Source organism: Flavobacterium sp. 2755 (genome assembly GCF_031455715.1).
In the GTDB taxonomy this organism is placed as follows: Bacteria; Bacteroidota; Bacteroidia; order Flavobacteriales; family Flavobacteriaceae; genus Flavobacterium.
In genome coordinates this window covers 48,493-61,698 of record NZ_JAVDTG010000015.1, presented here as the reverse complement: position 1 = coordinate 61,698, position 13,206 = coordinate 48,493, and the positions used below count along the sequence as shown (strand labels likewise).

Annotated in this window: 8 protein-coding genes; all 8 read right to left on the bottom strand. The window is 35.3% G+C overall.

Going from position 1 to position 13,206, the window contains the following annotated elements; all coding sequences use genetic code 11:
- Window positions 1-141: 141 nt before the first annotated feature.
- The 8 genes from J2Y38_RS23745 to J2Y38_RS23710 all read right to left on the bottom strand — a co-directional run bounded on the left by J2Y38_RS23745 (window position 142) and on the right by J2Y38_RS23710 (window position 12,926).
- Window positions 142-1,128, bottom strand: coding sequence for a glycoside hydrolase family 43 protein (locus J2Y38_RS23745; protein ID WP_309847679.1), 987 nt, complete (start codon window positions 1,126-1,128; stop codon window positions 142-144).
- Between the two features lie 190 nt (window positions 1,129-1,318).
- Window positions 1,319-2,494: an aldose epimerase family protein gene (locus J2Y38_RS23740; RefSeq protein ID WP_309847677.1), complete on the bottom strand. Its 1,176-nt coding sequence runs from the start codon at window positions 2,492-2,494 to the stop codon at window positions 1,319-1,321.
- A gap of 55 nt (window positions 2,495-2,549) precedes the next feature.
- On the bottom strand, window positions 2,550-3,572 hold the full coding sequence (locus tag J2Y38_RS23735; protein ID WP_309847674.1) for a glycoside hydrolase family 43 protein: 1,023 nt from the start codon (window positions 3,570-3,572) through the stop codon (window positions 2,550-2,552).
- 307 nt (window positions 3,573-3,879) lie between these two features.
- On the bottom strand, window positions 3,880-5,691 hold the full coding sequence (locus J2Y38_RS23730; protein WP_309847673.1) for a sugar-binding domain-containing protein: 1,812 nt from the start codon (window positions 5,689-5,691) through the stop codon (window positions 3,880-3,882).
- 253 nt (window positions 5,692-5,944) lie between these two features.
- The gene (locus J2Y38_RS23725) at window positions 5,945-6,985 is read right to left on the bottom strand and encodes a glycoside hydrolase family 43 protein (RefSeq protein WP_309847671.1); all 1,041 of its coding nucleotides are present in this window, start codon (window positions 6,983-6,985) and stop codon (window positions 5,945-5,947) included.
- Window positions 6,986-7,120: 135 nt separating this feature from the next.
- Entirely contained in the window at window positions 7,121-8,293 is a 1,173-nt protein-coding gene (locus J2Y38_RS23720) for a cellulase family glycosylhydrolase (RefSeq protein ID WP_309847667.1), read from the bottom strand.
- 83 nt (window positions 8,294-8,376) lie between these two features.
- Window positions 8,377-9,900 carry a RagB/SusD family nutrient uptake outer membrane protein gene (locus J2Y38_RS23715; protein ID WP_309847664.1) on the bottom strand — a complete coding sequence of 508 codons (1,524 nt, stop codon included), beginning with the start codon at window positions 9,898-9,900 and terminating at the stop codon, window positions 8,377-8,379.
- 17 nt (window positions 9,901-9,917) lie between these two features.
- Window positions 9,918-12,926 (bottom strand): TonB-dependent receptor, encoded by a 3,009-nt coding sequence (locus J2Y38_RS23710; protein WP_309847662.1) that lies wholly within the window; start codon window positions 12,924-12,926, stop codon window positions 9,918-9,920.
- Window positions 12,927-13,206: the final 280 nt, after the last annotated feature.

Genomic DNA, 13,206 nt, shown 5'->3' with positions numbered 1-13,206 from the left:
TCTAATAAATCTATTTTTTTATTTTTTTGGATGCGTTCCTGGCTGGTTGCTGGTTTGATTTCGAACTTGTTTTCATTTTTTATATTTTCAAATAAAAAATAGATTAAAAAAGCCTTCAGTATTCTGAAGGCTTTTGAATTACTAATTAACTTTTAGAAACTGAAAACTTGCAGGATCAGCCACTATTTTTCCATCTTTAAATTCAATTGAAATAATTCCGGCTTTTCTTGGCGAAACGGCACTTTCACTATAATGAGTGTGCAAGACATAATGCATTTTATTGTTTTTATCCCAAAATACATCACCGTGGCCAATTCCGTTTTGTTTAGTATTTTTTCTGCTGATTATCGGACTGTCCGCCGCTTTTTCCCAAGGCCCAAGCGGACTTTTACTTGTGGCGTAACCCACGGCATAATCTATATTTCTGAAATCATTTGCCGAATAAATCATGTAATATAAGCCGTTGTGTTTTAAAACCGTTGGCCCTTCTGTAACCGGCCAGCTTACGTTTTGTGTATTTTCCCAAAGCATAGTTCCCGAAATGCATTCCGTTAAAGTTTCTTGTTTTATGCTTTTAAAATCGTCGTTTATTTCTGCCACAAAAATTCGGTTTCCATTTGTCAAACGAACATGATACAAATATTTCTTTCCATCTTCATCAATAAAAATAAACGGATCAATTTGATTTCCGGTTTTAATAATCGGTTCTTTTGAATCGCTTTTAAATGGCCCAAGCGGACTGTCACTGGTGGCAACTGCTATATTTTCATTCGCCGTATAAATCATATAAAATTTATTTTGATACGAAAGAATCTGCGGTGCCCAAAATCCTTTGTCTCCAAAAGCATCTCCTTTTTTAAAAGCCAAACCATTCTGCGCCCCAACCGGGCCTTTCCAGTCTTTTAAATCCGAAGAAGTATAAACCTGAAATCCTTCTCCATTTGGAATATCTCCGCTTGTGGTTCCGTATAAATAATAGGTTCCATTATTGTAAAAAATAGTTGGGTCAGCCAGTAAAATTGCTGGTGCTGGTTTTACTTCTATTGGTTTTGATTGGTTGTTGTCTTTTTCCTGCGAGCAGGCTGCGAAAACACAAAGTGATGTTATTAGGGATAGTATTTTTTTCATTTTTTATTGGATTTAGGTTTTAACGCTAAGTTTTTTAACCGCAAAGAGCGCAAAGAATTACGCAAAGGACACAAAGTTTTTTTCTCATTTTATGTCACCCTGAGCGAAGTCGAAGGGCGCAAAGTTATTCCTCATTTTTCTTAGCGTCCTTTGCGTAATTCTTTGCGCTCTTTGCGGTAAAACTATTTTATTATTTCACAGAAAACTGATAATAAGAAACCGTATGATATTTTTCTCCCACTTTCAAAACAATCGGGGCAAATTTTGGCTGATTTGGTGCGTCTGGGAAATGTTGTGTTTCTAGAGCAAAAGCTGTTCTGAAGTCATCTTTTGAACCAGATTTAAATGTGTTTTTTGACTGCATGAAATTACCGCTGTAAAACTGTAATCCAGGTTCTTCTGTAAAAATATCCATTGTAATTCCAGATTTATCTCCGGAAATTGTTGCGGCATGATTCAGTCCGTTTTTCTTGGTTCCGTTTAAAACGTAATTATGATCGTAACCTTTTCCGAATTTCAACTGCTCGTCTTTCGCTTCGATTCTTTCGCCAATTGTATGTTTTGAAGTAAAATCAAAAACAGTATTTTTTACTGATTTTAATTCACCACTCGGAATCAAACCTTCATCAACCGGCGTGAATTCATTTGCATAAATTTGTAATTCGTGATTTAAGATTGTGCCGCTTCCTTCTCCGTTTAAATTAAAAAAGGCGTGGTTTGTTAAATTGGTAATTGTTGTTTTATCTGTTGTCGCTTCGTATTCCATTTTTACCGAATTATCATCCGTAATCGTATACGTTACTTTTACAGTTAAATTCCCAGGAAAACCTTGTTCTCCATCTGGAGAAACGTAAGTAAAAACCAAAGTGTTTTCGTTTTCTTTTTCGGCATTCCAAACTACATCTTGAAAACCTTTTATACCACCGTGCAAAGCATTTTTTCCATTATTTAATGGAACTTGATATTGTTTTCCTTCTAAAGTAAATTTTCCTTTTCCAATTCGGTTTCCAACTCTTCCGATTGTTGCTCCGAAATAAGGTTCTGTTGAGGTTTTAAAGCCTTTTGCACTGTTCATTCCAACAACAACATCGGTTGGTTTTCCGTTTTTATCGTTAACCCAAAGTCCGATTAATCTTCCACCGTAATTGGTAAAAGCAGCTTTTATTCCTTTGTTTTCTATCCAGTATAAATTGACTTTTTTACCTTCGATTATGGTATCAAAATTTTTAGTTTCTAAAACGGTTTTAACTGAATCTGTTTTTATTTCGGCAGTTTCAGTTGAAGTTTTATTTTCTTTTTTATTGTCTTTGCAATTGAACTGAAAAAGTGCCAGTAAAACAACCGCAGCGATTTGAATATTTTTCATTTTTATGTCATTGCGAGGAAAAAGTAATATTATCCTCTGGTTAGTTTTTATAGTTTTATTTTGATGGAATTGTCAGTTTGGTTTCTTCACTAACAGGTTCTCCTAAAACCGGAAATCCGTTTGCATCCCAATCTATTTTCTGCATTCTTGGTGATCTTTTGTTTCCGCAGCCTTCACCCGGATTGGAGTTGGCGTGATATAAAATCCAGTCTTCTTTTCCATCTGGAGATTTGAAAAATGAATTATGTCCCGGTGCATAAACTTTATTTTTATCTGATTGTTTGAAAATTGGTTCAGAAGATTTTTTCCATGCCGATGCCTCTAATAAATTATCTCCGCCATTAAAAGTTAATAATCCTAAAGAATAGAAATCTGTCCAGCAGCCGCTTGCTGAAAACACAATGAAAATTTTACCATTTCTTTCTAAAAACTGTGGCCCTTCGTTTACATTTACCTGCGCAGGATTTACATCATCATGCAATGCACCGTGCGTTTCCCAATCGTTTGTTGGTGCTGAAATCATAACACGATCGCCATCAATTTCAAGCGGATTTTTCATTTTAGCGATGTAGATGTTTTGCTGTCCGTTGGTGTCGCCTTCCCAGCCAGCCCAAATCATGTAGAGTTGCTTTTTATGTTCGAAGACATTTCCGTCAATCGCCCATTTATCTGTTTTGGCAGCAATTTTACCTTTAAATTCAAAATTTCCTTTAAACGGATCTGATGATTTATTTTCTAAAACATACATTCTGTGATTATTGTTGTCGCCATTGTCTGCTGCAAAATAGCAATACCATTTTCCGTTTATAATATGAAATTCAGGTGCCCATATTTCTGCTGAATAATTCGTGTTTTTAGGCGGTGTCCAAATCACTTTGCTTTCTGCATTTTTGATGTCTGATAAATCTTTTGTTTTCCACAAAACCAGTTTATTTCCAAGTGTGTTGGTGTAGTAATAATAGCCTTTATAATACGTGCTGTAAGGGTCTGCACCTGCTGGCAAAATGGGATTTGTGAATGTTTTTTGCTGGGCAAAACTCATTGTTGTGAGCAGAACAAGAATTAGGTATTTTTTCATTTTAGTTTTTTTATTATTGGGCGTGGTTTTTTAAACACATAGGGACATAGTTTTGCTTTGTCTGTAAAAAGGCGTTTCACTTATTTAAACAAACATAGCTGTTGCTGCTTAATCTTGTCATTCCGAGGAACTAGGAATCGCACACGAAACTCCATATAGAGAATCGTCAATCTTTGTCGAATCTCTTGTGCGATTCCTCGTTCCTCGGAATGACAAACTTTGAGGCTATGTGTGGAAACTAGTTTCTTTCACTCTCTTATTTCAACACAAAAAACCTATGTTTCTATGTGTTTAAAAAAATCACTATTTAATGATTCAAAGCATTAATAACTTCAGTATTAATTTGATTTACAGCTTTAAAATCCATTTTATCTACTTTTCTGTCGTAGGTCATGAAACCGTTTACTTCGCCTTCAACATCAGTTGTCTGCGTGTAAACTGCTGCCGAAAATCCTGTTTTTATTAAGTTTTTAAGGATTTGAGCGTACTTTACATATTCGGCAGTAACTTCTGCTTCGTTTTTAAATTTCACATAACCCCAATTGTCATTTGCTCTCCATAAATGACCTTCAAGAGGAAGACCAATTCCACCGTATTCACCTAAAACAGTAACTCTTCTGGCATCATACAAATACAATTCCGGAGCTGGATATTTGTGTAAATCTAAAATATCACCCGTTTGAAAATGATTTCCTCCGCTTGAAGAATTTATTAAACGACTTGGATCATGATTTTTAGTCCATTCTGTAATTTCTACGGTTTTGAATTGCCCCCAGGCTTCATTAAAAGGAACCCAAACTACAATACTTGGATAGGAATACAAATGATCCATTATCTCCTTCCATTCTTTTTTGTAGATTTCTTGTGATTTTGGAGTACGCTGTAATTCTGTACCTTCAAAATACTTTTTATCTTGCCAAATCGGTTGTTCATCACCGCTTGGCATATCTTGCCAAACTAAAATTCCTAACTGATCGCAATGCGTGTACCAGCGTTCCGGTTCTACTTTCACATGTTTACGAATCATATTAAAACCTAATTCTTTAGTTTTAATAATATCGTATTTTAAAGCTTCGTCAGTTGGTGCAGTATACAATCCTTCTGGCCACCAACCCTGATCTAAAGGCCCAAATTGAAAATAATCTTTATTATTTAACTGCATTCTCATGATTCCGTTTTCATCTCTTTTTGATGAAATTTTTCGCATGGCAAAATAGCTTTTCACTTCATCAACAACTTTATTTTTGCTGATTAAACGGATTTTTGTCTGATATAAAAACGGATTTTCCGGCGACCATAATTTTGGAGAATTTAAAACAATATCATTGCTTTCGCCAACTACGGCTTTTTCTTTTGCAATTTCTTTTCCGCCGTCAAAAACAGAAATTTCTACTAAATCGCCTTTTTCTGCTCCGTTTACATCGGCTTTTATGCTGATTGTATTTTGGTCAATGTTTGGAGTTGTTTTTAATTCTGAAATGTTTTTACCATTTACAGGTTCAATCCAAACCGTCTGCCAGATTCCGGTTACTGGTGTGTACCAAATTCCTTCGGGATTTTTGACTTGTTTTCCTCTTGGCTGAGGTCCGTCGTTTGATGGATCCCAAACTTTTACAACCAGTTTTTGAGCTTTTCCTTTTTGGATAAAAGGTGTAATATCAAATGAAAATGGTGTGTAACCGCCAGTATGTGAACCCACTTTTATGTCATTAATAAAAACTTCTGTTTTCCAGTCTACAGCGCCAAAATGCAACAGAATATTTTTTCCGTTCCAATTTGATTCAATTGAAAAATTGGTTTCATACCAAAGTTCGTTTTTTGCTCCAACTTCTTTCATTACGCCAGACAAACTCGATTCAGCCGCAAACGGAACCAAAATTTGCCCGTCATATTTTGAAGGCGCTGTTTTGCCAAATTCCTGAATGGAATAATTCCATAATCCATTCAGATTTTTCCATTGGCCACGCTCCATAATCGGACGGGGATATTCTGGTAAAGTTTTGTTCGGATCAACCTGCGCTGCCCATTTTGTTTTGATTTTATCGCCTTGCGGTTTCCATTGTGCATGAACCAGACAGCTTAAAAAAAGCGCCACCAGAACTGTAGTTTTCTTATTCATTTTATATCGTTTTACGCAATAATTTCCTCGATTACTGCTGTTTCTTCTTTACTAAATAAATTACCAGACCATATCCACATAGTCTGGTAATTTCAAACACTAACTTTACTAACCAATTCTTTTAGTTATGAGTTTTGAGTTAGAAGTTATGAGTTGGGTTATTAATTATTTTATTTCCGATTAAATAATCCGTTTTTTATTAACTCAAAATTCAAAAACTTACGACCTCAACTCATAACTCATAATTTATAACTTATAACTTTTTTGTGATTCCAAATTTCTTCACTAAACTGTCGTATTCATTTTTAGAGATTGTAATCATGCAGCCGTGGCGTACTTTTTCAGGGAAGCTGTATTTATCCCAATCAGAGAAAAAAGTATAACCTGAGGCTTGAAACCAAGGTCCGTTTAGATTATCTGCAATTGATAATCCATAGGAAACTCCCGGATATTGTTCGTAATACACGTACCATATTTTATCATCTGGAGAAGGAATTAACATTGGTGCTTCTCTAAAGTTTGGACTGATAGATTGCTGGGGCAAAGAATAAGGTCCTAAAAGGGATTTTGATTTTGCAATTCGGATGGTTTTTCCAGTTGTCCAATACAAAGTTGGATAGGTTTCATCTTTAATTACAGCGTAATAAGAATCGCCTACTTTACGGATGAAAACATCAATGGTTCCCATATCCCAATCGAATAAACGTTTTGGAGTTCCTTCAAAAGTTTTTAAATCTTTAGATAAAACATATAAAGTTCGCTGACTTGCCCAATAACGTTCGCCGTCTTCTTTTGTTCCTTCAAGATGCGGGGTGTGCCAAGTCATGATGAACTTTTCAGAATCTTTGTCGTAATATAATTTTGGTGCTCCTATTCGCTGTAAAGCATTTGAATAATCAGGTGTGCTTTTTAAATCAGGCGTATAATCGGAGTGTTTTTTCCATGTAATTAAATCATCTGAAACCCAGATATTGATACTTTTTGCGTCATCGCCTGTATTTCCTGCGATGTAATATTTTCCGTCCGGGCCTTTGCAGATATCGGGATGTCCTTTGTATTCTTCAAAAACTCGTTTTCCGTTGTTGAGGTTTTCCCAATGCAAACCGTCCAAACTTACAGAATAGTACAATCTGCCGTAATCGTTGTGCGTCATGTGTGCAAAAAGATACGCTTCGTTTTTTGGTTTTTCATTTCCTTTAACTTGCCCCGGCGGGTCTGGCTGTTGTGCTTTCGCAGAAAATCCAACCAAAATTACGGCTAGAAAAAAGAGCTGCTTTATTGTATGTGTTTTCATTGCTTTTAAGGTTTAGTTTATTGCCCACGGGTTTTTACGGGTTAAACGGGTTTGCGCTGATGTTTTTTTTAGATTGAATTTAAAATGATCGGCAGAAACCTGTTTAATCAGTTTAATCCGTGGGCCAATAATTATCTACTTCTTATTAGCCTCAGATGTCATCTTTTTGATTAAATCTGTTTCGGCTTTTATGTATGGCGTTCCGTCTGTGTGTAATACTTCGTGAAACCATACTTTTGGTTCTGCAGTATATGTTTTTGTCCAGCTGTCCCAAGCGTATTTCGTTTGTGTTTTTCCATCTACAAATCCCCAGTTGATCATTCCAACATTGTATTTTCTTGCTATTGGTAAAAAGCCTTCAAATGTGCTTCCGTTTGGTCTTGCCATATATTCGGTACACAATAAAGGTTTTCCGTAACGCTGTAATTGTTTGATTACTTTTTCGAAATCCTGTGGTGTGTTATAATTATGGAAAGAAACAATATCAGATTGTTCGATCTGCATTTTGTGCATTGGTTTCATTTTGGCTTCGTCACTCCAGTCTCCAACCCAAACTCCAGAAGTTAATGGCTGTGACGGATTGCTTTCTCTTGCCCAAACGAAAACATTTTTTAAAAGAGGAAGGATTAAATCAACTTTATTTTTGATTTCGATTTTTTCGTAAGATGGACCTGTCATGTTATCTGGTTCATTCCAAACATCCCAGCCTAAAATGCGTTTGTCATCTTTAAAATGAGCAACGGTTTCTTTTACATATTTCTCTAAACGAGGATATTGTGTTTTATCCTGCAATACTTTTTGCCCCGGACTCTGCACCCAGCCTGAGTTGTGCGTGTGCGGTTTTGGAGCACGTTGTTTTCCTAAAGCAGGAAACGGATCCCAGCAGGAATCAAATAAAACAAAAAGTGTTTTAATATGATGTTTATCTGCAATTTCTAAAAATTTATCCATGCGTTTGTAAAATCCTTCTGCATCTTGCTGGTGCAATAAATCATGCAGGTAAACACGCATTACGTTCATGCCTAAATTTTCTGCCCAGCCCAATTCCTGATCAATTCTTTTTGGATCAAAAGTATCTTCCTGCCACATCTCTAATTGGTTTATAGCTGTGCTAGGATAATAATTTGAACCTACTAACCAAGGCTGTTCTGCATACCATTTATTGGCTTGATCTTTTGTCCAGATTTCTCTTTTTTCAACTGCAGCAGTTTCGTTTTTATTTTCTTCGGTAGTATTCTTTTTGTTGTTGCAGCTTAGCAATACTAATCCTGCCAACATAAATGTCAGACACAATTTTACTTTTCTCATTATAAATTTTGTTATTATGAACAATCGTTCTTTATGATAAGGGAATCAGACCAATACATCTGATTCCCTTAAAAAATTAGTTTTTAATATCCTGAGTTTTGTTCCAGATTTGGATTATTATCTACATCACTTTGTGGAATTGGCATTCTATGATTTTTACCCACTTTGAAGTTTTTAAAATCCGGATCACGAAGCGCAATTTTATCAACAGAAGCCTGAGAATTTAAATCTCCCCAGCGTTTTAAGTCTTCCCAACGCACGCTTTCTCCCGCTAATTCTAAAACTCTCTCTGTTTTTAAACGCTCTAAGAATTTATCATGATCGTTTCCTATTTCAGGATGAGCAACTGCTAAAGTGTTCATGTTTACACGGGCTCTTACTAAATCAACATATTGATAAGCTTGTGCTGTATTTCCTGTTTCGTTCAAAACTTCGGCATAGCGCAGTAAAATATCAGCATAACGAACTAATCTGTAATTTACCTGGCTGTAATAATCTTCATTATTTCTGTAATAATCACGGCTTCCTTTTCTAAACCAAGCTTCATTATTATTCCATTCCCAGTTTCTTCCGTAGGTTTTATCTCCAAAATCAGCTAATAATTCCGGATAGTATAAAGTCCATCTTAAACGAATATCAAGATCACCATCTTTATTTTGTTCGGCCTTGAAAGCATTTACAAGCCATAAACGCGCTTGTCCGTCAGACCATCCAATTCCTCTTGGTGCAAAAAACTGACCACGGTTGCTGGAAACTGCAGCGTTTGGATCTTCACCAGTTCCTCCTTTTCTTTGATCTCCAAATTGAATTTCAAAAACAGATTCGCTGTTGTTTTCGTTTACATCTGTAAAATTATCTCTGTAATTAGTAACCAGACCATATCTTGCACCTGGCCCTGTAATCAAATATTCTAGCGCCGTTTTGGCTTCTGGCCATTTGTGCTGCTGCATGTATAATTTTGCCAAAAATGCTTTGGCAGCTCCTTTATCAGGTCTTCCGGTTTGATCAGACGGCCATTGCGCTGGTAAATCCACAAAGGCTTCGTTCAAATCTTTTTCAATCTGAGCCCAGATTTCATCAACCTTTTTTTGCTGTGGCAAATCTGCTGGTGTAGATGGATCTAAAACTAACGGAATATCTTCCCAGATTACGGCTGCATAGTAATAATGTAATGCTCTGAAAAATTTAGCCTGAGCAATGATTTTCTTTTTATCATCTTCATTTTGAAATGTGATATTCGGAACATTTGCTAAAACCTGATTACATCTAAAAATGGCTTTATAAGTATCTCTCCATGTTACTGCATTTCCTTCCCAAAAATTATAATTTATATAATTGAATCGCGTCCAGTCTGCTAATTCTGTCCACGGGCTTACACTATACCCTTCATCAGAAGTCAAATCTAAACGAAAATACATCCATCTTGCCCAAAGACCGTCTTTGTAAAACATAGCGTAAATTGAGTTTACACCAGCTTGAGCATCACTTTCAGTTTTCCAATATTGGTCTACTGTAATATCATTAGGGCTGTTCAGGTCTAATTCACTTTCACAAGCTGTAAAAACAAGACCCAGAAAAGCTGCGGTTATTATTATTATTTTTTTCATTATGCTATTTTTTTAAATTAAAAGCTAAAATCAACACCAAAAGAATAAGTTTGAAGATTTGGGAAAGCACCATTATCAACGCCTCTTTCAAAAATATTACTGTTTGTAAATTCAGGATCTAAACCTTTATATTTAGTAATTGTAATAATATTTTGTGCCGATAATGTTAATCTTGCTCTCGAAATACCTGAATTTTTCAAGACACTTTGAGGCAGGTTATAACCAAATCCAATGTACTTAAGTCTGATAAAATCTCCATTTTCTAAGAAACGGTCACTGTCTCCTCTTGAATTTAAAGTTGAACCTTTTGTGATTCTAGGAAAATCAGTATTTGGATTTTCAGGTGTCCAAGGCTGAATTCCAGCTCTGTAATTACTATTGTCATCAAATCTGTCTACAACACTTCTAAATCCGTTATAAACAGTTGCTCCGTGAGAAGCGATCCAGTTCATAGAAAAATCAAAACCTTTATACTCTGCTCCTGCATTTAACCCCATTTCGAATTCTGGCCATGGGCTTCCCACAATAGATTTATCTGTACTTGTAATTTGTCCGTCACCATTAACATCTTTAAAACGAATATCTCCAGGAACAGCATTTGGCATAATTACTTGTCCATTAGCATTTTTGTAGTTATCAATTTCCTGCTGATTTTGAAACAATCCATCAGTTTGTAAAACATACCACATTCCTACCGGCATACCAGCTCTTGTGATTGTGTTTCCAGAAATATTTTCATTTTGACCGTTACCTAATGAAACTAGTTTGTTGTTAACTTTTGTAAAGTTGATAGAAGCATTAAACGAGAATTCATTGATTTTTTTGCTGTAAGCTAATTCTAATTCAAAACCTTTATTTTCAACAGTTGCAGCATTAGAAATTGGGTTTCCGCCGTCATTTCCTGTAGTTAATAAAATTGGGAAACCAAATAATACATCTTCTGTACGAGCGATAAAATAATCTGCTGTAAGACGTAAATCATTATTTAAAACACCAAGATCTAATCCTATGTTGGTTTGTTTTAATTTTTCCCAGCGCAGTTCTGAATTTGACAATTTTACCTGAGTTGCAGAAGGATATAAATTCTGATCGTTTCCTAACACAATCTGTCCGAAATTATTAACGAAGCTTTTGTATTCGTACTCTTTAATATTTCCAGAACCTAATTCTCCATAACTCGCTCTTAATTTTAAATCTTTAATGAACTCTGATTTAAAAAATGATTCGTTGCTTATTCTCCATCCTGCTGAAACAGAAGGGAAATTCCCCCATTTGTTTGCATCACTAAATCTTGATGATCCGTCGCGTCTTAAAACAGCATTTAATAAATAACGGTTATCATAATTGTATTCAATTCTTCCAAGATAAGATGCAAGAGCTGCTTCATTAATAAAACCACCAACTACCGGAGAATCTCCTTGGTTTAAAACCTCATAATATTGTCCAGTTCCGGAGTTTATTGGCAGGTTTCTTTTTGTACCATAAATTTGATCGTATTTATCTTTTTGAAAAGTCTGGCCAACTAGAACCGTTATATCATGTTTCCCGAATTCTTTTTTGAAAGTCAAAGTATTTTCGAACAATGTTGTTTGTGATCTTCCTTTATTTTGATCTGTCTGAGATGGATCTATCGGTTGATTTAAGGTCCAGTTCCCTACTTTTCTCATGAATTTATAAGAATCAAAACTAGTTTCATATCCAAAATTGAAACGATATTTCAACCATGGAGCAAATTTTAATTCAGACCAGATGTTACCTCTAATTCTGAAATTTTCGTTGATTGTATTGGCAAAATCAGCAATTGCAAGAGGGTTTGTTCCAAAAGTATCTGCAACACCTTGTTTACCGTAACCATATCCTCCAGGATTAGATGCATCGTAAAGCGGAATTGTTGGTGTCATTCTGTACACATCAATAATTGGATTTCCAGACATTTCATCTGTTTTAGAATTACTGATTGCTAAGTTTTCTCCAATACTAAAAATTCCTTTTGTTCCGCTTGAATTTACACGGAATGAAATTCTGTCAAAATCAGTTCCGATTACTGCTCCTTCATTTCCAAAATAATTCCCAGACATAAAGAAGGTTGAGTTTTCATTCCCGCCAGAAACGCTGGCATTATAATCCTGCATCATTCCTGTTCTAAAAACTGCATCCTGCCAGTCTGTATTAACTGCCATATTCAGGTTTTGTCTTGTCATTCCGGCATTATCATAAGCCATATTATTTAATCTGGCAAACTCTTCAGTTCCCGCCAAATCATAGCGTGGAATAGTTGTAAAACTGCTTTTTGCCGAAACATCAATTTGAAGCGGCCCTTTTTTACCCTTTTTTGTGGTAATAATAATTACACCATTTGCTGCTCTCGAACCATAGATTGCTGCTGCAGATGCATCTTTTAAAACCTGAATGCTTTCAATATCATTTGGGTTAAAATCTCTGTTTGCTGAAGTAACTAATCCATCAATTACATATAATGGATTTGTATTTTGAAGATTTTTAAGACCACGAATCTCTACACTGGCTTCCTGTCCCGGACGTCCACCGCCGCGAACCTTAACTCCGGTAACTAAACCTTGTAATCCGTCAGCAACAGTAGTTACCTGTCTTTTTTGGATTTCTGTAGCTTTTACAAGCGAAACAGCACCTGTAAGATCTTTTTTCTGCTGTGAACCGTAACCTACAACTACAATTTCATCCAATTTCATTGCGTCTTCTTGTAAAGTAACATTGATAGACGTTTTGTTGTTGATTTCAATTTCTGTTGTTTTATAGCCTTGTGAACTAAAAACCAGTGTTTGGTTTCCCGCGGCAGCTATTTTATATGTACCGTCAAAATCGGTAACTGCGCCATTTTTTGTGTTTTTTATGACAACGTTAGCAAACGGAATTGATTCTCCTGTTGCAGAAACTACTTTTCCCGTTATGGTTATTTGCTGTTGTGCATACGTTTGTTGTAATAATAAACTAAAGAAAAACAAGAGGTAATATCTCTGCTTTAAAATTTGAGTGATCTTTGTTTTCATTGATTTGTCATTTAGATAGTTTTCATTTCTTGGTTGGTTTTACAATTGTTTTTTAAAAATTCTAATCATCTCTGATGCGAGCAAAAAAATAATTAATATTGCTCAGTAATAATAATGTGTTCATTTTAATTCAAAATTATTAATGGTGTATTTTTTCAAACTTAATTTTATTGATGCTGTATTTTTTTAGCCTAAAAATTATCAATATGATTTGTTTGAAAATTCAAAGTAGATGATTTTAATTCAAAATAAAATGATTCATTTGTGTCAATTTCTATCT

Bases quoted from the DNA above. Each gene is read 5' to 3' on its own strand.
- J2Y38_RS23745 (WP_309847679.1), bottom strand. From the start codon at position 1,128: ATGAAAAAAATACTATCCCTAATAACATCACTTTGTGTTTTCGCAGCC.
- J2Y38_RS23740 (WP_309847677.1), bottom strand. From the start codon at position 2,494: ATGAAAAATATTCAAATCGCTGCGGTTGTTTTACTGGCACTTTTTCAG.
- J2Y38_RS23735 (WP_309847674.1), bottom strand. From the start codon at position 3,572: ATGAAAAAATACCTAATTCTTGTTCTGCTCACAACAATGAGTTTTGCC.
- J2Y38_RS23730 (WP_309847673.1), bottom strand. From the start codon at position 5,691: ATGAATAAGAAAACTACAGTTCTGGTGGCGCTTTTTTTAAGCTGTCTG.
- J2Y38_RS23725 (WP_309847671.1), bottom strand. From the start codon at position 6,985: ATGAAAACACATACAATAAAGCAGCTCTTTTTTCTAGCCGTAATTTTG.
- J2Y38_RS23720 (WP_309847667.1), bottom strand. From the start codon at position 8,293: ATGAGAAAAGTAAAATTGTGTCTGACATTTATGTTGGCAGGATTAGTA.
- J2Y38_RS23715 (WP_309847664.1), bottom strand. From the start codon at position 9,900: ATGAAAAAAATAATAATAATAACCGCAGCTTTTCTGGGTCTTGTTTTT.
- J2Y38_RS23710 (WP_309847662.1), bottom strand. From the start codon at position 12,926: ATGAAAACAAAGATCACTCAAATTTTAAAGCAGAGATATTACCTCTTG.